This is a genomic window from Lacihabitans sp. CCS-44 (assembly GCF_024343735.1).
Taxonomy (GTDB): domain Bacteria; phylum Bacteroidota; class Bacteroidia; order Cytophagales; family Spirosomataceae; genus Leadbetterella.
The window spans coordinates 127,574-148,776 of the sequence record NZ_RJUE01000055.1; the positions used below are offsets into that span (position 1 = coordinate 127,574).

Sequence of the window (21,203 nt, forward strand, 5' to 3'; positions counted from 1 at the left end):
TCTTTCAGGAATTGTTGAAGTCTCGTTGGCCAGGGTCAACGAGACTTTTTTGGCTTCAGGGATAAACTATACTTAATATTACTTCCAACTAAACACTTAAAGTCCTAATTTTGCGGAAATTTTTGGGGCATTTAAAATCAGATAGATGAAAAAAGTAGTTTTGGCTTACAGTGGTGGTTTAGACACATCTTTTTGTGTGAAATATTTGGGCGAAGAAAAAGGCATGGAAGTGCACTCTGTGTTGGTTGATACGGGTGGCTTTACAGACGCTGAAGTAGCTGACATCGAGAAAAAAGCCTATGAATTAGGCGTAAAATCTCACTATACCGCCAGAGTGGCAGACAAATACTACAAAGAGTGTATCAAATATCTGGTTTTTGGAAATATCCTCAAGAACAACACTTATCCGCTTTCGGTAAGTGCTGAGCGTATTTTTCAAGCCATCGCCGTGGCAGAATATGCCAAATCTATTGGAGCAACTGCCATAGCCCATGGTTCAACAGGTGCTGGTAATGACCAAGTGCGTTTTGATATGGCCTTCAGAATTATAGTTCCAGAAGCAGAAATTATCACGCCCATCAGAGATTTGAAACTATCGAGAGAAGAGGAAATAGAGTTTTTAAAAGCAAAAGGTGTGGTGCGTGAATGGCACAAATCGACGTATTCTATCAACCAAGGCCTTTGGGGAACTTCGGTAGGTGGAAAAGAAACCCTGAACTCTTGGGATAATCTGCCTGAAAGTGCTTGGCCGACACAATTGACCAAGAAAAAGCCGAGTGAAATAACCTTAGAATTTGTTAAAGGTGAGCTTAAAGCTGTAAACAATCGCAGATTTAAAAATCCAGTAGAAGCCATCAGAAGAGTGCATGAATTGGCCTCTCCGTATGCCATTGGCCGTGATACACACGTGGGCGACACCATTATCGGTATCAAGGGTCGTGTGGGTTTCGAAGCTGCTGCACCATTGATTATCATAAAATCACACCATTTGCTAGAGAAACATGTACTGACTAAATGGCAACAATACTGGAAACAAAACCTGGCCGAATGGTACGGGATGTTACTACACGAAGGTCAGTTTAATGAGCCAGTTTTGCGTGACATTGAAGCTTATTTTGATAATAGCCAAAGCAATGTTTCGGGCGTGGTAAGGGTACAGTTGGCTCCTTATAATTTCCAGATTTTGGGTATCAAATCAGACTATGACCTGATGTCACCAGTATTTGGTAGTTACGGAGAAATGAACAACGCTTGGTCAGGTGACGACGTAAGAGGTTTCTCAAAAATAGCCTCCAACCAAGTGATGATTCATCAAAAAATTCAGGAATTGGCGGAGAAGAAGTGAAATTTAGTGTTTTAGGATATTTGAAAAGGCCGGTTTCTTTGGGGAATCGGCTTTTTTTGTGAATAGACTTAGGACTCATTTTTCGCGGTTCGTATTCTTTGCTGTGGATTTTGAATTTAACGCGAAATATTTTACAAAAAAACATTGAATAATATTCCGAATTCCTCGTGAAAACTTTGTCAAGGTATTAAAGGTTTTGGATTTAAAGGTTTGGCTAAAGCCAAATTTCTTCTTGTTCATTTTTAGCCTCCAGCTAAAGCAGGAGGCCATGGAATATCACTCTTTGATGCCTAGTTTTAATTGCGAAAAATTTTCAACTATTGGGATTAGAATTGAATCTCAATATGATAATATTCGAAATATTGAGAAATGGAAGTTCTGGCTAAAGTCAAAGTTGTATGTGTCATTATTGCTGTCAATTCATAAATGAGCAATTTAATATTATTTTATTGAGGGTCTATTAAATTGCCACAGGCTTTAGCCTGTGGATATCAAAATTAAATTCCGTTTGACTTTCGTCGAAAACAAAAGTATCAAAAAATAGCCCTAATTGGGTTTGGTCAGAAAATATAGATTAGAGAAAATTATTTCTGAAAGCCACTCGTCAAATTATCTTATGTAAATTAATTTTAAACTGTTAATTTTGATTTTTAGGCTTGGAAATTACCTTCTATTTTGATGAAAAAACTAATCCTCATTTTTATTTATTTATTCACCGGTCTTCAAGCTTTTTCACAAAAAATACAATTAAAGTTTGTCGATAAGTTTTCGTCACCACTATTTGGCGTTACCGTGAACTTAAGAGATTCTTTGAATAAATCTTTTCAGTTAAATAATTTCACGGATACTTCTGGAAGGGCGGAGTTTAATCTTAAATCCAATTCTATTTATCTTTTGAAAGCTAGTTCGGTGGGGTACAAACCTTTTACCTCAATTATAAATACTTCTGAAAAGGGTAAAGCCTATATTTTTACTCTGCAGGATGATTCTCAGACGCTTAGTTCGGTTACCGTAACGGCCAAAAAGCCGCTTATGACACAAGAGGACGACAAAACCATAGTAGATCCTGAGCCTCTGGCTGGTATGAGTACCAATGCCTTTGAATTGATAGAAAAAACGCCCGGGCTTTTTGTGGATCAAGACGGCAATGTTTATCTCAATAGCTCAAGTCCGGCTAGAATTTATATCAATGGACGCGAACAAAAACTGGGGCCTTCTGATATTGCTTCTATTCTCAAAAGTTTGCCGCCGAATAGTATCGAAAAAATAGAGATTATCAGAACCCCATCGGCCAGTATGGATGCCTCGAGTTCCGGTGGAGCAGTGAATGTGGTTCTGAAAAAAGGCGTAAAATTGGGAAGAACGGGTACTATAAACGCAGGTTTCAATCAAGGTAGATTCGGGAATCAGTTTGTAGGTATAAATCTCAACCGAAGTTTAGAAACCCGAAGCTCGTATCTCAATCTGAACTTCAACCACCGCAAATCGTTTGACGAATCGGTTTTTGAGCGTGTTTTGGGAACAGAAAATCGAAATCTGAATACAGAAAGCTATTCAATTTTCCCAGCTTACAGTATTTTCTCTGGTTTTGGGGCAAATTTTGACCTTTCTAAAAAACTAGAAATTGGGTATGATGGAAGACTAAGTTTTAACGACAATCAAAGCCGAATCGAAAACAATAGTGAGGTTGTGAATTCTGCCAGCTTTACGGAGAAGTTTTCTCAAAACACAAATTTGGTAGAGAATAATACTCAAAACTACAACATTAACCAAGGCGTGAATGCCAAATATAAATTCGATGAGAAGGGCTCTGAATTAAAGCTTGATGCGTCTTTAGATTATTTTGAGACCAATGGAGGCCAGGATTATAACACCACCTTTGTGATGCCGACACCAAGCAGTTTCGGTGGAACGGGCGACTGGCTCAATTCTCGTACATTGTTTGCTTCTACTTTGGATTTCAAATATCTTTTTCCAAAGAAATTGACGCTTGAATCGGGTTTGAAAACCTCAATTCAGAATTTTGATTCTAAAACCGAATATACCATAACCAGAAATAGTATCACGGCAAAAGATGCTTTTAGAACTAACGCCTTTGATTATTTTGAAAACATCAATGCGGCTTATGTCCAAATGTCAAAATCCTTCGGAAAGTATGTGTTGAAGACCGGAGCTAGGTTAGAAAATACCGTAATGAAAGGCCAACAGACGATTCCCTCGGATACCACTTTTAGTATCAACAGAACTGACCTTTTTCCTTATGTTTTCTTCAGTCGCAAACTTTTCAAAATCGCTTCTTATGACCTTCGTGGATATTTGATAGCACGCAGAACCATTAGTAGGCCAGTTTATGAATACCTGAATCCATTTCCACGCTTTGTGGATCAATACATTTACGAGGCCGGAAATCCATCGCTTAGACCACAGTTTACCAACAATATTGAAGCCAATATCAGTTTTGATGAAAGGCCGATTTTCGCCATTGGCCGCAATTACGTGAAGGATATTTTCACTTCTGTGGTGCTTCAGGACAAGTCAGATGCTCGAGTTTCGTACAGAACTTATCAGAATTTGGGTAAGAATACAGAAACGTATTTCAGGCTTTTGGGTGCTGTTCCCCCTGGCAAAAAGTACTTTTTTGTGGTGGGTACTATGTTTATGTTTAACGATTATGAAGGGCAAGTGGATAGTAAACCCATCACTTTCTCTAAAGGAACTTGGTCTTTCTTTACCTTTCATCAGTTGAAAATCGACGCTAATTCGTCAGTTTATCTCAATGGTTTTTTCAGGACCAATGGACAACAACAATTTTATGAACTCAGCAATTTTGGCAACCTAGATTTGAGTATCAATAGGCAGTTTTTTAATAAGAAATTGGTGGTTACTGCCCAGATGCGAGATTTGTTTTATTCTAATAACTATTCCTTTACACTGAACCAAGGAAACATCAATGCCACAGGCTTCCGCAGAAATGATTCTCGTCGTTTCGGCATCAACATTCGCTACAATTTCGGCCAAAAAAAGAAAAACGAGGGCTTCGATATGTTCAATGTGGAGGGAATGGACTCTAAATAATTGTACTTTTTTTCGATATTTTTTTTGAGTAGAATTAAGATTGCCTTGCAATGTATTTTTCGGTTTATTTATTGTGAGGCTATTTTTTTGTTCTCTCGCAAAAACATTTCTTTGAGATCGGCTTACTCTAGGTTTCAATGGTTGAGATTTTTGGGATTTCTGAATATTCTTGGACTTGATTAACTCAAGCCACTCTTCTTTTGTAAACTTTAAATACTGAAAAAAAAATTTAGAAAGTTAAGCTGAAAATTAGCCATATCTTTTTATGAATAAAATACTAAAAATAACTAATTACAGTTTTGAACAACATTTATATTATCAACTAACCAAATTTTTGATAATATGCTGTTTCGAGCCTTAACAACATCAGGAACGCAAATTTTTTTTAGTGGGTTAGAGGATATTACAATTTGACTTTTGTCCACGTTATAAATATTCCTAAGATCCAATTCGGAAAGGCTGTTATATGTAATGGCCAGTGAAGAGAGGTATTTAATTTTTGTAATATCTATTTTAGAAAGATTGTTAAAATCAGCCTGAATTGAAACCCAATTATTACTATTCGGAGGAAACACAAGCTCCGTTAATTTATTTTTTCTTACATAAATTTTTTCCAAATTTTCTAAATGACTAATATTCAGTGTTGATAAATCATTTTCTGTTAGGTCCAGAATAGAAATTTTTTTTGGTAGGGTTATTTCCTCTAATCCTAATCCATTTAGCGTTAAGTTTTTGATTTTTTGATTTTTTTCTAGACTGATATAAGGTATTTTAACCTTGTAGCTTTTTGTTATTACACCCGCACTTAAAGAATTAATAACAAAATTGAAAACATTAATATTTTCTAATTCTAGATTGTTATTAAAATTATATTCGGAAATAAGAGCATGTCTCATATAGAATGATTTTAATTTCTTGTTTTGACTTAGATCTATTGAAGTAAGTTTATTTTCACTGTACGAGTAAGTCCCGAGACTTACATTTTTGCCTTCTATTTTTGTGTATCCGCCTGATCCAAAGGTAGTCAAGTTGAGTAGTTTAGATAGGTCGACAAATTCGATTTTAGGAGAAACCTCTAATACTTCGATTTTTGAATTTTTAGATAAGTCTATTGATGAAAAATTTGTATTGAAAGAAAGGGTTTTTAGATTGATGTTTTCCCTAACGTCTAAATTGTCTAATGTCGGTGAATCAACTCCTAAAATTTCAAGATTAACGTTTTTCTTTAAGTTGAGGGTTTTGAATTTGCCTTTTAGGATTATTGTTTTAATTTTTGGGTTATTGGAAAAATCCAAAAATTCAACTTCCGAATTTAGAAGGCCGAGGGATTCCAGATTTGTAAAAAGTTCAATTCCACTTAAATCTTTAATTTTAGTAATATCAAACTCTGCTTTATCATTGGAATAAATTAACATTTCAGTTATTTTATTCCTATCTATTTCTTGTATTTTTCCATCTAATAATCCCTCAGAATCATATTTACGGTATATCAAGTATTTTTCAAATTCTACATCTGCGATTTTTATTTCCGAAGATGTTTTGACGCTAAATGTTGAGGTACTACATCTATCTTTAGAGTCGCAAATTTCTAACTTACCATTTAGTTCATAATTTAATGGTAAATCGGTTATTGTATATGACAATTGTCCGTTTTTTTCTTTAATAGGCTCTATTTTAATCTTATCTGGGGCATAGATGTAGTAACTCAATATTCCATTCTCTGGAACAGTGGACAAATCCCAACTTACTGTCACATGTTTTCCATTAGGGTTAAGTGTTGCCACTACATTAGTCACTGTGGGTGGTAAAGTTTGTTTAGGGGTTTGGCTTTCTATTTCATTTGCTTTTTCACAACCGAGTAAGATAAATAAGGTTGATATTGTAAGTAAAAATTTTGACATATCGTATCGTTCTGTTGACCGCAAGCTAAGATTAAAATCATTTAATTCCAATTGGATTTTTTGAAATTTATTATTCGGTTATTAACGAGTTCTCATTAACCGAGCTGTGAATATTATAATATTGGATTAAATCTAAAAGGCGTGTTTTTTTTGTGATTTCATTTCTAATTTCATTTACTAAATTTTAGATGTATCCAAAATGCAGGTGATTCATATATTTTCCGTTTCAACATTCCTGGAATTCTAATGATGATTTTGGTGCTCTAGCTGCGATTCTCGTCGTTTTGGCATCAATATTCGCTACAATTTCGGCCAAAAAAAGAAAAACGAGGGCTTCGATATGTTCAATGTGGAGGGAATGGACTCTAAATAATTGTACTTTTTTAAGTGTGATATTTCACTAATTCAACAAGGAGGCCTATTGCTGCCGATTTTTACAAGTTTTATTTGTAATTATTATTTTATGTTTTTTTATTTGTAAAGTTGAAATAAGTATTTTAGCGAAATTTCGCTAATTAACAATTTACTTTAAAATTAAAATGTCGCAAAACCTCAATAAGTTCAGTAGAACCCTAACGCAAGAAATCACGAATCCGGCTGCCAAAGCCATGCTTTACGGTATCGGTCTTTCTTCAGATGACATGCAAAAGCCACAAATCGGTATTGCAAGTACTGGTTATGAGGGCAATACATGTAATATGCACTTAAATGGACTTTCTGTTCATGTAAAGAAAGGGATTCAGGCCAACGACATGGTAGGTCTTATTTTTCATACGATAGGTGTATCAGACGGTATGACAAACGGCAACAACGGTATGAGTTATTCATTACCAAGTCGTGATTTGATCGCCGATTCTATTGAGGACGTAGTGGCTGCACAATGGTACGACGGCGTAATTGCGGTGGTCGGTTGCGACAAAAACATGCCCGGAGCCATGATAGCCATTGCTAGATTAAACCGCCCTGCTATGTTGGTTTACGGTGGAACTATCCGCTCGGGCGAATACAAAGGACAAAAATTGGATATCGTTTCGGCATTTGAGGCACTTGGGAAGAAATTCGCAGGAAATATCTCAGATGAAGATTATGAAGGAGTTATAAAGAATGCTATCCCAGGTGCAGGTGCTTGTGGAGGTATGTATACGGCCAATACCATGGCATCTTCTATGGAAGCAATGGGCTTGACCCTACCAAACTCGTCGAGCTATCCAGCTACGCATGAAGGAAAAGTAGCAGAGTGTATTGCTATAGGTGCTGCCATGAAAAACATGTTGGAACTCAATATTCTTCCAAAGGATATCATGACTCGTAAGGCATTTGAAAATGCTATGACCGTAGTAATGGCTCTTGGAGGTTCTACCAATGCCGTTTTGCATTACTTGGCGATTGCTCATGCGGCTGATGTAGATTTTACATTGAAAGACGTTCAGGCGATTTCAGATAGAGTACCTTTCTTGGCAGACTTGAAGCCATCTGGCAAATATTATATGGAAGATATGCTCGCGATAGGCGGCTTGCCTGCTTTGATGAAGTATTTGTTGAATAATAACTTATTACACGGCGACTGTATGACCATTACTGGCAAAACAATTGCACAGAATCTTGCAGATGTGGTCGAGTTGGAGTTTGAAAACCAAAAAATCATTCACCCGCTTTCTAAACCTATTAAACCAAGTGGGCATTTACAAATTCTTTATGGCAACTTGGCTACAGAAGGGGCAGTGGCCAAAATCACTGGCAAAGAAGGCTTAAAGTTTGAAGGTGCAGCCAAAGTTTGTGAGTCAGAAGAAGAAGTGATTGAGTTTTTATCGAAAGGTGAAATAAAGCCCGGCCATGTAGTAGTTATCAGAAACGAGGGACCAAAAGGCGGACCAGGTATGCCTGAAATGCTAAAACCAACTTCGGCAGTGATGGGAGCTGGTCTTGGAAACTCGGTGGCGATGATTACTGACGGACGTTTTTCAGGTGGTACGCACGGATTTGTTGTGGGTCATGTTACTCCAGAAGCCTTTGACGGAGGAAACATAGCATTGGTAAAAGACGGTGATATGATTACAATAGATGCAGAAAATAACCAATTGAATTTGCATGTATCAGATGAAGAACTGGCCGTAAGAAGAGCACAATGGAAGCAAATCCCGTCGCCGTTTACAAAAGGAGTTTTGAGAAAATACATCAAAAACGTAAGCTCAGCCAGCAAAGGCTGTGTTACAGATTTGTGATTTTCAGAAACAAACCTGAATTCTAAAAAGATTGATTTCAAGAGAAAACAAACAAAACCAATAATACCATGAGTAAAGAAATAGCTTTCATGGAAGAAGAAATTAAAATAGAAGAAGTGAAGTTTTTGTCTGGAGGTCAGGCACTGATGGAATGCTTTGTAGCTGAAGGCGTAGATACCATCTTTGGGTATCCTGGCGGAGCCATTATGCCTATTTACGATGCCCTTTATGACTATACCGACCGTATAAATCATATACTTGTAAGACATGAACAAGGTGCTTCTCACGCCGCCGAAGGCTATGCCCGATCAAGCGGTAGAGTAGGCGTATGTATGGCTACATCTGGCCCAGGTGCAACCAATTTGGTGACTGGAATTGCTGACGCAATAATAGACTGTACACCCATGGTAGCCATCACAGGACAAGTAGCCTCTAATTTGCTAGGTACTGATGCTTTTCAAGAAACGGATGTGATTGGCATCACCACTCCTATTTGCAAATGGAATTATCAAGTAACAGATCCCGACGAAATTCCAGGAATATTAGCCAAAGCATTCTTTATTGCCAGAGCAGGAAAGCCAGGCCCTGTTTTGATCGACATCACTAAAGATGCTCAAGTCAAAAGTATGACTAAGCCTTTTGAATATAAACCGGTGGAAGGGCTTCTTGGATACCATCCACGTAGAGTTCCGAAGATGGATCAAGTGGAAAAGGCAGCGGAGCTGATAAATAAAGCAAAAAGACCTTATATACTTTTTGGACATGGTGTTTTGATTTCAGAAGCTATGGAGGAGTTCAGGGAGTTTGTGGAGAAAACAGACATTCCTTGTGCCAGTACCCTTTTGGGCTTATCAGGAATATCAATAGATCACCCTAACTACATGGGTTGGTTGGGTATGCACGGCATGTACGCTCCAAATGTCATGACCGATCAATGTGATGTTTTGATAGCCATCGGTATGCGTTTTGATGATAGAGTAACGGGTGATGCTTCACTTTTTGCCAAACAAGCAAAGATTGTTCATATCGAGATAGATCCAGCCGAAATAGAAAAAATAAAAAAAACGGAAGCCCCAGTAATTGGTGACGTAAAAGAGGTTCTGAATCTCCTTACCCCTTTGGTTAAAAAAGGCGATTATACAGGCTGGAAAAACGAATTCAGAAAACTTGAACCGAAAGAAAAAGAGGCTGTAACAGACAGAGACTTGAAGTTTGAAGGTCAAATAAAAATGGCCGAGGTGGTGAAAATGGTGTCAGATAAAACCAAAGGTGAGGCTTGTGTAGTAGTGGATGTGGGTCAACATCAGATGGTTACGGCAAGGTATTTTGAGTTTAAAAGACATAATTCTTACATAGCTTCTGGTGGATTAGGAACCATGGGATTTGCCATTCCAGCAGCTTTGGGTGCTAAAATGGGAGCCCCAGACAGAGAAGTTATTGCATTCATAGGCGATGGTTGCTTCCAAATGACAATCCAGGAGTTGGGTACGATAGCTCAAAGTAAATTGCCAGTGAAGTTGATTATTTTGAATAATAATTATCTTGGAATGGTGCGTCAATGGCAGCAGTTGTTTTTTGAAAAAAGATATTCATTTGTGGAGCTTCAAAATCCAGATTTCATTATGATTTCTAAAGGATTCGGACTTGAAGGAGAAAAAATCACGGAGAGGGATCAATTAAGTGAAGCAATAGACAAAATGTTAGCACATGATGGTGGATACGTATTGGAAGTGGTGGTTGAAAAAGAAGAGAACGTATTTCCTATGGTACCTGCAGGTCGTAGTGTAAGTGAAATCAGACTTACTTAAATCGAAGTTTAAAGCAACATTTACAGCAAAAGAGAAAAATTATGACGCAATATACGATCTGTGTATTTACCGAAAACAGCATCGGGATTTTGAACAAAATCACGGTAATATTTACGCGTAGAAGAATAAATATAGAAAGCCTTACAGTTTCTGAAACAGTAAGAAAGGGCGTTTCGCGTTTCACTATTGTGATCAAACACGAGAAACGTGAAGAAGTAGAAAAGTTGGTTCGCCAAATCAGGAAAATTGTGGAAGTTTTGGCAGTATTTGGGTATTTGAATGATGAAATCGTTTATAACGAGATTGCACTTTTCAAAATATCCACTCCAATGGGAGGCAAAGCCTTAGATATAGACACCATTAATCGTATTTATAAAGCTTGGGTGGTCTACTGGGAGTTAGATTATGTGACTATACAAAAAACAGGTACTGAGGAAGAGATTTTTGACTTTTTTAGATACCTTAAACCTCATGGTATCATTGAGTTTGTTCGTTCAGGCCGTGTAGCAGTTGGTAAAACACCACAAGGGTTGGTGGAATATCTTCCTGAAGACCAAGAATGGGAATATTATCTGTGATAATTTGAATTTCGCCGAATTTATTCGGAAATTTGCAGCGTTTTTGAGATTTTTTTAAATATAACGTAGAACATATTGTTCGATTTTCTAAAACAAAATAGTATATAAATGGCAAAGTTAAATTTTGGTGGTGTTGAGGAGGAAGTAGTAACAAGAGAAGAATTTCCCCTTGAAAAAGCAAGAGAAGTATTAAGCAACGAGGTTATCGCTGTGATTGGATATGGTGTGCAAGGTCCTGGTCAAGCTATGAACATGCGTGACAACGGTCTTCCGGTAATAGTTGGACAACGTAAAGGTAAAACTTACGACAAAGCTATCGCTGATGGATTTGTACCAGGTGAAACACTTTTCGAAATCGAAGAAGCTCTTGAAAAAGGAACAATCATTTGTTATTTGCTTTCAGATGCCGCTCAAATTGAGCTTTGGCCAACTGTTAAAAAATACCTTACTCCAGGAAAATCTCTGTATTTCTCGCACGGTTTTGGTATCACTTACAAAGAAAAAACGGGTATCGTTCCTCCAGCGGATGTAGACGTATTTTTGGCTGCTCCAAAAGGATCGGGTACTTCACTACGTCGTTTGTTTGTAGAAGGTAAAGGCTTGAACTCATCGTTCGCAGTTTACCAAGACGCTACTGGCAAAGCTCGTGAGAAATGTATCGCTATGGCTATCGGTGTAGGTTCAGGCTATTTGTTCGAGACAGATTTCTACAAAGAAGTTTCTTCTGACCTTACAGGGGAAAGAGGAACTTTGATGGGTGCTATCCAAGGTATTTTTGCTGCTCAATACGAAGTATTGCGTGCAAATGGTCACTCACCTTCAGAAGCTTTCAATGAAACTGTTGAAGAATTGACACAATCGTTGATGCCATTGGTAGCAGAAAACGGAATGGATTGGATGTACGCCAACTGTTCTACAACTGCTCAAAGAGGTGCTTTGGACTGGTGGAAACCTTTCCGTGATGCTACAAAACCTGTTTTTGAGAAATTATACAACTCTGTTGTTACTCAAAACGAAGCCTCTATTTCTATTGAGCGTAACTCTCAGCCAGACTACCGTGAGAAATTGGAAGTGGAGTTGGCAGAACTTCGTGAATCAGAAATGTGGAGAGCTGGCAAGACTGTAAGAAGCCTTAGACCAGAAAACAGCTAAGAAATATTTTCTTTCGATATTCAAAAATCCTCGAAGCAGTTCGGGGATTTTTTGGTTTATAACAATACTGTTCGTTTGTGAGGACAAGAACGAAGGCAGATCGTAATTATTGAAATACGCAATGCTCCCTCTTGCCAACTTTCTAACTTCCCAACTTACTAACATACCAACTTACAGACTTTTTAACTAATTTTGCACCATAAACAAAACCTCTGATAAGATGACAGCATACGTATTTCCAGGACAAGGTGCACAGTTTAGTGGCATGGGAAAGGAACTTTACGAAACCAACGAAAAGGCCAAGGCTCTTTTTGACAAAGCCAATGAGATTTTAGGATTTGATATTACAAAAATAATGTTTGAAGGCACTGACGAAGAGCTCAAACAAACCAATGTGACACAGCCAGCAGTATTTTTACATTCGGTTATTTTGGCTACTACCATCGAGGATTTCAAGCCCGATATGGTTGCAGGACACTCTTTAGGCGAGTTTTCGGCTTTGGTGGCCGCTGGTGCATTGTCTTTTGAAGATGGACTTAGATTAGTAGCAAAACGTGCCGATGCGATGCAAAAAGCTTGTGAATTAAATCCATCAACAATGGCTGCAGTTTTGAATCTTTCAGACGAAAAAGTAGAAGAAGTTTGTGCAACAGTGCATGCCGAAACCAAGGAAGTAGTCGTTGCTGCAAATTACAATTGCCCAGGTCAATTGGTGATTTCGGGCAGTATTGAAGGAATAAACATAGCATGTGAGAAAATGAAAGAAGCAGGTGCCAAGCGTGCTTTGGTTCTTCAAGTAGGCGGTGCTTTTCACTCACCTTTGATGGAGCCAGCTCGTGAAGAATTGGCTGAGGCGATTAAAAGTACAGAATTTAAAACTCCTATTTGTCCGATTTACCAAAACGTAAGTGCCAAGCCATTTACTGAGGTTGAACACATCAAAATGAATCTTATTCACCAATTGACTGCACCCGTACGTTGGACCCAGAGTGTGCAACACATGGTGGCTGACGGTGCCACAAAATTTGTAGAATGTGGACCCGGTAAAGTATTACAAGGTTTAGTGAAGAAGATTTCACCTGAGGTAGAAACAGCGGGTGTATAATCGAAAAATATAGCTTAGAGTATGAAAAGAGTCTGAAAAGACTCTTTTTTTATTTAATAGAATCTGAAATAGTATAGCGATTTCAAAGGATAGGTTTTATAGTTTTCTTCTCCTTTTTTACTAATCAGAGATAATTTGAAAAGGCCGCTTCTGTTTTTTAAAAAAGATTTGGCTTCGCTTTGGCTAAAAATAACGTTTGCTGGATTTTTTTCACTAAGGTCTTTATTAGCAGTAAGCTCTATTTGAAAATTCCTTATGCTTTCGGTATCCGTGAACTGCAAATAGTTGGTGTTTTCTTTCTGTGTAGCGTCTAATTCTACGAAAATTTCATGCTTTTGGCCATTGTAATATGCTTCATAGAACTCAGGTTTACTGAGGGAGTCTGTTGAGGAGTTCTTTATATCCAAATTAATGAATTTTGATAAAGCCAAATTTGAATTTGTCTGGCCATTCCAATTTATTTTCAGTGTTTCTCTCGATTGAAATATTCTTTTGTTTTCAAACTTCAAGAAAGTCAACTCAAAACTGCCACTTTTTAGTATTTTCTTTGGAATCATAAACTCAAAATAAAAATCTCTGCCCTTTACAGGTTTTAAGAGAAACAGCTTGTCGTTTTTGAGTGGAATTTCGTAATAGTTTTTTACGCCATTTTGATTACAAACTATTCCTAAGCTATTTAAAGGATTTTTCAAATAGTCTTTGATTTTTGCAGAGACAGTTATGTACGGATTTTCAACTATTTGTGTTCCATCTATACTCAGGATGTCTATTTTGTTTTTGAGTTCTCCCGAAATTTCACTTGAATTTAAACTTAAAGGCTTGACAATTAATGATTCCAAGGCATCTGAATTGTCAAAAACACCTCTTTTGATCAAGGTGTCAAGTCCGGGACGCATGTTTAACGGAATATTATGAATTGTTCCTTCGTCCGTATAGAGTTGTTTGGTGTTTCCTGAAATCATTACCAACACGGACTGAATTGCCCTTTTTTGATATCCAAAAACTTGAATCCACTTTGTGTAATTTCTTGCTTGGTAAACCAAACAGATAATAAATATTGCAATAAAAGACCAATTTGCAAGTTTAGTGTTTTTGGATTCGATCCATTTGGATAAATTGATTTTATAAAAAAGAATATAAAACGTAACAAAAATACAAAGACTGTTTATCAGGTAAGCACCTCTGAGTAGTGCCGTGGAATCTGTATATTGCCTTTTAGATGATATGAGCAGGTAAGTGCCCAGAAAGAAAAGCATTAATGCTGACAGAGCGGTGTTGTTCTGGTAAGATTTTTTTATAATTAGAAAGTAAATGGCTAGAATGATTCCCAAAATGCCAAATATCATGTTGATTTTTATGGATTCCATTCCACCGATTCCTCCCAAATATATAGGGAAAACGTAGGCTATTCGTTTAAAGACAGATGCATCTAAAGGGGTATTTCCTTTTTCGTAGTCTAGAAAGAAAACAAAAATAGCCAAAGCAGAGAAAAGGCTCCAAATGCCAAGTCTTTTGTAATCTTTAGTTATTAGAAGCCCCAAAATACCTATCGGGACCAACAATAAGCCATTTCCATTTGAATATATTCCTAAAATCAAAAGTAGGATAGGTAGAACAATTTTCTTAGTTTCAAAAAGATAATAAAGACAAGAAACCACAAAGAAAATCACCACAAAATGTGAGAGTGATTCCATGGCCAAACTATTGATTTCGGCATAAGCGAAAGAAATCAAGAGTAAAGGGACGGGTAAAAAGTAAAAGAATTTTGAAGTTTGAAATCTGCCTAACCTGAAAAAAAAGAACAGCGTACTGAGGAAAAAAGAGAAGCCGATGATTCTTAAATGCTCAAAGTTGACTTGCCCAAATATGTAATAATCAAAAAGCGTGATGAGCTTCAAAACTACCAATCGGAAGTCGTTGTTTTGAGAAAAAAGTAGTTTTATGGTTTCCCTAAAACCAGTAGTTTTTAGATAGTCCACAATAAAATTCACGATGGCACCAAAATCGTCTAGAATAGGGTAGTTTACAAAAATATCTGTAAGAATGAACAAACTGAGAGCCATAAAGCATACAAAAAATGCAATAGAAAGCTTGTTTAGTTTGTTCATTATCAAAAGCTTATTTATTTACACTCCTGTAAAAGTAAAGGGAGTTATTTGTTTTAACTCATACTTTGTTTTTTCAGAAATATCCAAGGTCTCTATGAACTCTTTAATGGCTCTTTCTGTGATTTTTTCGTTTTTACGTGTCAAGTCTTTCAAGGCCTCATACGGTTTCGGGAAGCCCTCTCTACGCAACACCGTTTGTATCGCTTCTGCCACTACAGCCCAGTTTTCTTCCAAGTCAGCGTCAATTGCGGCCTGGTTCAATTCCAATTTTCCTATGCCCTTAAGTAGTGATTTTAAGGCAATTAAAGTATGAGCCAAAGGTACACCTAGGTTTCTTAAAACTGTTGAATCTGTCAAGTCTCTCTGGAGTCTCGAAATTGGCAATTTGGCCGAAAAATGCTCGAAAAGTGCATTTGCGATACCTAAATTCCCCTCAGCGTTTTCAAAGTCTATCGGATTTACTTTATGTGGCATAGCCGAAGAGCCAATTTCTCCAGCCTTGATTTTCTGTTTGAAATAATTCATCGAAACATATTGCCATACATCACGTGAAAAATCCAAAAGTATGGTATTGATACGTTTTAGGTTGTCACAATAAGCCCCAAGATTGTCATAGTGCTCTATCTGTGTTGTGGTTTGGCTACGGCTAAGTCCTAGCGTAGTATTTACGAATTTATTCCCAAAATCCACCCAGTTGGTTTCTGGATAAGCCACAAAATGGGCGTTGAAATTTCCAGTGGCACCACCAAATTTTGCGGAATATGGAATAGCTGCCAAAAGGCCAATTTGGTTCACCAATCTTTCTACAAATACCTTCATTTCTTTGCCCAGTCGAGTAGGGGAGGCTGGTTGACCGTGGGTTTTAGCCAACATTGGAATCGTCTTCCAAGCTTCGGCCAATTCTTGAATTTGCTCCACTACTGCCATCAAGTTGGGGAAAAACACTGTGTCATGAGCTTCTTTCAGTGATAGTGGAATGGAGGTGTTGTTGATGTCTTGTGAAGTCAATCCAAAATGTATAAACTCCGAGTATTTTTCGATTCCGAAGTTTTCGAAACGTTTTTTTATAAAATATTCAACAGCCTTCACATCGTGATTGGTCGTTTTCTCTATTTCTTTAATTTCAAGGGCATTTTCTTCTGAAAAATTCAAGTAAATATTTCTCAGTTCGGCATACAGATTTTTAGGAAAATCAGATAGTTGTGGTAGCGGAAGTTCACAAAGTTCTATGAAATACTCGATTTCTATCCTCACTCTGTATTTTATGAGGCCAAATTCGGAGAAATAGTCGGCCAAATCTTCCACTTGTCTGCGATACCTACCATCTATAGGCGAAATGGCACTTAAAGAATTTAATTGCATATTATATTTAATAAACCACAAAATTACTAAATTGCTGCCACAATCAACCTTAAAACTCTTATAGATTTATGACACCGTCACCTTTTTTGGGCGAACTGCTCGGTACTTTTGTTTTAATTTTTCTTGGAGAAAGCGTTGTGGCCAATGTTTTGCTCAAAGGCACCAAAGGCCACGACTCAGGATTAATAATGATAACCACTGCATGGGGCTTGGCCGTTATGATGGGCGTTTTTGTTTCTCAAAAATTTGGTAGTCCAGACGCTCACCTCAATCCAGCTCTCACTATTGCATTTGCTTTTAAATCAGGGGATTGGTCTAATGTTTTGCCATTTATTTCCGCTCAAATGATTGGGGCTTTTCTGGGTGCGGTATGCACCTGGTTGTTTTATTATCCGCACTGGGCAATTACAGAAGATAAAGGTGCCAAACTTGCGGTCTTCTCTACTGGTCCGGCTATAAGACATACCCCATCCAATTTGTTTGGAGAGTTGGCGGGCACATTTGTATTATTTGTTGGCGTATCCTCTATTTATGCTTCCGATGGCTCAGGACTTTCTCCTTACTTGGTTGGTATGCTGGTTTTTGTGATAGGCAACGCTTTGGGAGGAACTACGGGCTATGCCATCAATCCGGCCAGAGACTTGGGACCTAGAATTGTGCATGCCTTGCTTCCGATAGCTGGCAAGGGCACAAGCGACTGGGGATATGCGTGGATACCTGTTGTTGGCCCTATTTTGGGGGCGGTTTTAGGTACTTTTTTGTTTTAAAAATTTAAATTTTTTCACATGAAAAAAGTAATTCTTTGTTTCTTGATTTTGGGTTTTTCAGTAGTAGTTTCTGGTCAAAAGCTAAAAAAAATATTTAACGGAAAAAACCTAAGTGGTTGGGTTGTTCCTCAGCCAAATAACGACAATTGGACCGTTAAAGACAAAATGCTTTTGGTAAAAAGCAGTGATGACCGTAAAGGAAGCATACTTTGGACAGAGAAAACTTACAAAGATTTTATAGTTGAAGTAGAATATAAAGACTTAAGCGGGGTGGTGGATTCGGGTGTTTTTTTGAGAGGTGAAAACGACCAGATTCAGATCGGGATTTCTGGTTCGCTTAAAAGAGACCTTACTGCCTCTCCTTATATTCCTGGTCTTAGATACCCTTCGGAAGCTAAGACAGACGGCATACTAAAAGTGGGCGACTGGAATACACTGAAAATAAAAGTGGTGGATAAAACCTATACAGTTTGGTTAAATGGCCAAGAAGTAATGACTTATGTTTCTGAGAAAATACCCTCCAGCGGACCTGTAGGAATACAACTGCACCCTGGTAACAACATGAGCATTCAGTACCGCAAAATACTTTTAGCCGAGATTTAATCTTCTTCTTCTAGTTCAAATATTTCCTCTACCGGTTTGCCAAAAAGTCTTGAGATTTTTAGGGCCAATACTGTGGAGGGAACATATTTGTTGCTTTCCATGGCATTTATGGTTTGTCGGCTTACGCCAATTTTCTCTGCCAAATCTGCTTGAGTAATATCCATTATGGCTCGTTCTATTCTTATTCTGTTTTTCATAATCCATTTTTATTGTTTACGAAAATCAAATAATGAAATCTAATAATAAAAATGATAAGTGGGGTATAAATGTTGACTATTGGGACATAAAAGTAGCTAAACCCATGTATGAAAATTGAAGCTATTATTAGAAGTAGGAAGTTGATGTATATAGCCCACTGAAGGCTTTCTAACCTTACTTTTGAAATAAATTCGTCCTCCACTTTAAGTTTAGAAAATGCGATTACTATTAGTGTAATTGTTAATCCGACTATTGCTATATCGTTGGTGATATTTACATAGTTTTGAGTGTATTCGATAGTGTTTTCTTGGAACTGTAAAAAATATTCGAATCTTAAATAAGGTGGTATTTTTATGCATAAGAATTTAAATTGAAAATCCGCAAACAGACAAAGAATTCCAAGTATTAGAAAAGGTATAAAAAGTAGAAGTGCCAGATATTTAAACCGATGCGGAAACAAAAATCTTGATTTCATTTTTTTGTAATTTTAATATTGTAAGGAATAATTTACCAAATGTAAAATATACTTTACTTAATAGCAAGTAAAATTTACAAAATTTTTGTGTGGTCAAAAAATGTGTATAGTTTTCATTGTCTAAAACTTTACAGATATTGTTGGGATATCATCCAAGGAATGACTTCGGAAATCTTACTTTTTTTTGTCCATTATCAAGTGTTGAAACTTTAATGACTAAACTTGTGAATTGTGAAATCAAAAAAAAACACACCTAATTTTTAGATTATAAAAAAAACAGGCTTGAATTTTAGATTTCGCCTAATTTAAGCCTGCTTTGGGAAGAGGTTCGTTACCTATAGGTTCTACATTTCGTCAGCACTTGGGCCATAAGGGCCTGGTACAGGAATGTCTAGCAAGCGTAAACATACTTGCAACTGAGCACGGTGATGTGCATTTTGACCCATGGCATGTCGGAAGGTCTCCCATTTCTCGATTTGGAGCCAAACTTGGTCGCCCATGCCCATGGTCCACGGATCTTGTAAAATGTCGTCGGTAGATTCGTCCAGGGCAATTCTGGCTTCTGCTATACAATTGTCAAAACATACTAAAAGATCATCTGTGGTATTACAATCTGCCGCCTCGAAAGGAGAGTTTCCAAAATCCCACTTGTCGTGCTTTAGCCCCATCACTATCATGAGCGGAATCTCGGCCAAGTGTGTTGCCAAAGTTTTGATATTCATGCTTTTTGGATTTGGTCTCCAGTCCATTTTGTCGGTTGGTACTATTTCCAGCATTCTACGTGTTTGGATGGCTTCCGCCTCCAGTTCTTTTTTAAAAGCTTCAATAAATGAGATCATGATTTGATTGGTTTGATTTACGATTAATTCGATTTTTGATTGGATCGATTTACTATCGATTTTTGATTTGAATTTCTTATGAAGCAAAAGTAATTTTATGAAATGACAACCCTATGTCAGCAGTGTTAAGCCTGTTATAAGAAAAGAAGTTTTCAAGAAAAGTCTCGGCACTCACAACTCGGCACTAAGAACTTATAATCAAATATCATACATCCTCTTCCCTTCAAGCAACCTATCTATCATTTTATTGATTCTGTTTACTTTAGTATCGATGTTTTTGGCTTCGGTTACCCAGTCTATGTAGAATTTCTTATTGCTTTCTGTCATTTTATTGAAAAACGCAAGGGCCTTTGGAAAGTCCTCCAAGCATTCTAGAATTTCTTCTGGCACTATTAGGTCGCTTTTGTCCAAATAAAGACAAACATCCACCACATCGCCTTCTTTGATATTGTACTTTTTTCTTATCTCGGCTTTCAAAGGCAACATATATATGCCGTTTTTCATCGAAGCCAGCTTATATTGTTCAATTTCAGCACCATTTACCGTTCCTTTTACCTTCACCCAGAGCGAATTTCTCTTTTCCGTGGAGTTATATTCCAAGATTACGTAAGTCCAGCCGCCTTTACCGGGGTATTTCTGCACTTTTACTTTTTTATTGATAATCGGTTTATCCATGTAACCTTGCTTTTGCATTTTCTAATTTTTCGAGTACCATTTCTTTTAAAAATACTGGCTCTAGAATGTCGGCATCTTTACCAATGAGCATAAACCAGTGTGAAAACCCTTGTAGATTAGAAGACAGAAAGGTCATTTCTATTTGATTGTCAACTTGACTTTCAGATACAAATCCCATATAAAAATGTTGATTTCCAAGATACCTATAGGCGTTTTTGTCTATCCTGATTACAATCTTGGTAAGTAAGTGTTCTTTGGCCGTTTGTTTTAAAAACGAAGAAAACGTTGGGTGTTTTTGGTCAAACCTCTTACTGAGTTTTTCCATTTCCCGGATTCTATCCAGTCTGAAGTTTCGATAATCTTTTCGCATTTGACACCAAGCTATCAAATACCAATATTGCGACTGGTTATATAACCCAATGGGTTCTATGTTTCTTGAGTTTTCTTCATAATGCTGTGCACTGAAATACCGTATTTTTAGTATGTTTTTGTCAATGATAGCTTGTAACACTTCGCTGACCTTTATGGTCGAAGTATCCTCAATATATTGATTTTCCACAATACTAATATATTGGTTGGCATCATCTAATAGTTCTTTTTCTTGATAACCCAGTACTGACTTTATTTTATAAAGTCCAGATTCAAAATCCTTTCTGGTTTGGATAGTTCCTAGTTTGGCTAGTATTTTGTCTGCAGTAAAAAATGCAACGGCCTCTTCTTTAGTAAATTGGACCGGCGGCAGTCTGTATTCTTTCATCAAAGCATAGCCAATGCCGGCTTCGCTCGTGATAGGCACACCGGCCAGTTCTAGGCTGCGAATGTCTCGGTAGACAGTTCGGAGGCTTATTTCAAACCGCTCCGCTATTTCCTGAGCTTTCACAATCCTTTTGGACTGAAGCTGAATCAAGATGGCAGTGAGACGGTCGAGTCGATTCATTATTTGGAACGATTAAATATATTCATTCAAAAGTAGAACTATTTAATTTTTTT

At 37.3% G+C, this 21,203-nt stretch carries 17 protein-coding genes; 9 read left to right on the plus strand and 8 right to left on the minus strand.

What is annotated here, in order from left to right; genetic code table 11:
- Positions 1–145 precede the first annotated feature (145 nt).
- Together EGI26_RS10765 and EGI26_RS10770 are read left to right on the plus strand one after the other, a co-directional pair.
- Positions 146–1,345, plus strand: a complete 1,200-nt coding sequence (locus tag EGI26_RS10765) for an argininosuccinate synthase (protein WP_255078245.1) — start codon at positions 146–148, stop codon at positions 1,343–1,345.
- Positions 1,346–2,023: 678 nt separating this feature from the next.
- Positions 2,024–4,420 carry an outer membrane beta-barrel protein gene (locus EGI26_RS10770; RefSeq protein ID WP_255078247.1) on the plus strand — a complete coding sequence of 799 codons (2,397 nt, stop codon included), beginning with the start codon at positions 2,024–2,026 and terminating at the stop codon, positions 4,418–4,420.
- A gap of 287 nt (positions 4,421–4,707) precedes the next feature.
- Here EGI26_RS10770 and EGI26_RS10775 read toward each other — a convergent pair whose 3' ends face one another.
- Positions 4,708–6,321, minus strand: a complete 1,614-nt coding sequence (locus EGI26_RS10775) for a hypothetical protein (RefSeq protein WP_255078248.1) — start codon at positions 6,319–6,321, stop codon at positions 4,708–4,710.
- Between the two features lie 539 nt (positions 6,322–6,860).
- Here EGI26_RS10775 and ilvD point away from each other — a divergent pair.
- From ilvD to fabD, 5 genes are all read left to right on the plus strand, one after another.
- On the plus strand, positions 6,861–8,543 hold the full coding sequence (gene ilvD / locus EGI26_RS10780; protein WP_255078250.1) for a dihydroxy-acid dehydratase: 1,683 nt from the start codon (positions 6,861–6,863) through the stop codon (positions 8,541–8,543).
- Between the two features lie 68 nt (positions 8,544–8,611).
- Positions 8,612–10,351 (plus strand): biosynthetic-type acetolactate synthase large subunit, encoded by a 1,740-nt coding sequence (gene ilvB, locus EGI26_RS10785; RefSeq protein ID WP_255078252.1) that lies wholly within the window; start codon positions 8,612–8,614, stop codon positions 10,349–10,351.
- Positions 10,352–10,392: 41 nt separating this feature from the next.
- Entirely contained in the window at positions 10,393–10,929 is a 537-nt protein-coding gene (gene ilvN / locus EGI26_RS10790; protein ID WP_255078253.1) for an acetolactate synthase small subunit, read from the plus strand.
- A 108-nt stretch (positions 10,930–11,037) separates the two neighbouring features.
- Complete coding sequence (ilvC, locus tag EGI26_RS10795; RefSeq protein ID WP_255078254.1) at positions 11,038–12,081, plus strand: ketol-acid reductoisomerase; 1,044 nt, start codon at positions 11,038–11,040, stop codon at positions 12,079–12,081.
- Positions 12,082–12,301: 220 nt separating this feature from the next.
- A complete protein-coding gene (fabD, locus tag EGI26_RS10800; RefSeq protein ID WP_255078257.1) occupies positions 12,302–13,186 on the plus strand; it encodes an ACP S-malonyltransferase in 885 nt (294 codons plus the stop codon).
- A gap of 53 nt (positions 13,187–13,239) precedes the next feature.
- Here fabD and EGI26_RS10805 read toward each other — a convergent pair whose 3' ends face one another.
- Together EGI26_RS10805 and purB are read right to left on the minus strand one after the other, a co-directional pair.
- The gene (locus EGI26_RS10805; protein ID WP_255078258.1) at positions 13,240–15,294 is read right to left on the minus strand and encodes a hypothetical protein; all 2,055 of its coding nucleotides are present in this window, start codon (positions 15,292–15,294) and stop codon (positions 13,240–13,242) included.
- 18 nt (positions 15,295–15,312) lie between these two features.
- Positions 15,313–16,656, minus strand: a complete 1,344-nt coding sequence (purB, locus tag EGI26_RS10810) for an adenylosuccinate lyase (protein ID WP_255078259.1) — start codon at positions 16,654–16,656, stop codon at positions 15,313–15,315.
- A gap of 68 nt (positions 16,657–16,724) precedes the next feature.
- On the opposite strand from purB, the gene EGI26_RS10815 reads away from it, so the two are divergent.
- Entirely contained in the window at positions 16,725–17,423 is a 699-nt protein-coding gene (locus tag EGI26_RS10815) for an MIP/aquaporin family protein (RefSeq protein ID WP_255078260.1), read from the plus strand.
- A gap of 18 nt (positions 17,424–17,441) precedes the next feature.
- Complete coding sequence (locus tag EGI26_RS10820) at positions 17,442–18,026, plus strand: DUF1080 domain-containing protein (protein ID WP_255078262.1); 585 nt, start codon at positions 17,442–17,444, stop codon at positions 18,024–18,026.
- Here the strand turns inward: EGI26_RS10820 and EGI26_RS10825 are convergent.
- The 5 genes from EGI26_RS10825 to EGI26_RS10845 all read right to left on the minus strand — a co-directional run bounded on the left by EGI26_RS10825 (position 18,023) and on the right by EGI26_RS10845 (position 21,150).
- Positions 18,023–18,223 (minus strand): helix-turn-helix transcriptional regulator, encoded by a 201-nt coding sequence (locus EGI26_RS10825; protein ID WP_255078264.1) that lies wholly within the window; start codon positions 18,221–18,223, stop codon positions 18,023–18,025. The two genes, EGI26_RS10820 and EGI26_RS10825, sit on opposite strands and share 4 nt — an antisense overlap.
- Positions 18,220–18,699 (minus strand): hypothetical protein, encoded by a 480-nt coding sequence (locus tag EGI26_RS10830; RefSeq protein ID WP_255078266.1) that lies wholly within the window; start codon positions 18,697–18,699, stop codon positions 18,220–18,222. The genes EGI26_RS10825 and EGI26_RS10830 overlap by 4 nt, the downstream gene beginning before the upstream one ends.
- Positions 18,700–19,043: 344 nt before the next feature.
- Positions 19,044–19,538 (minus strand): DinB family protein, encoded by a 495-nt coding sequence (locus EGI26_RS10835; RefSeq protein WP_255078268.1) that lies wholly within the window; start codon positions 19,536–19,538, stop codon positions 19,044–19,046.
- Positions 19,539–19,736: 198 nt separating this feature from the next.
- Positions 19,737–20,231, minus strand: coding sequence for a YdeI/OmpD-associated family protein (locus EGI26_RS10840; protein ID WP_255078269.1), 495 nt, complete (start codon positions 20,229–20,231; stop codon positions 19,737–19,739).
- Complete coding sequence (locus tag EGI26_RS10845) at positions 20,206–21,150, minus strand: YafY family protein (protein ID WP_255078270.1); 945 nt, start codon at positions 21,148–21,150, stop codon at positions 20,206–20,208. Before EGI26_RS10845 ends, EGI26_RS10840 begins: the two co-directional genes overlap by 26 nt.
- Positions 21,151–21,203: the final 53 nt, after the last annotated feature.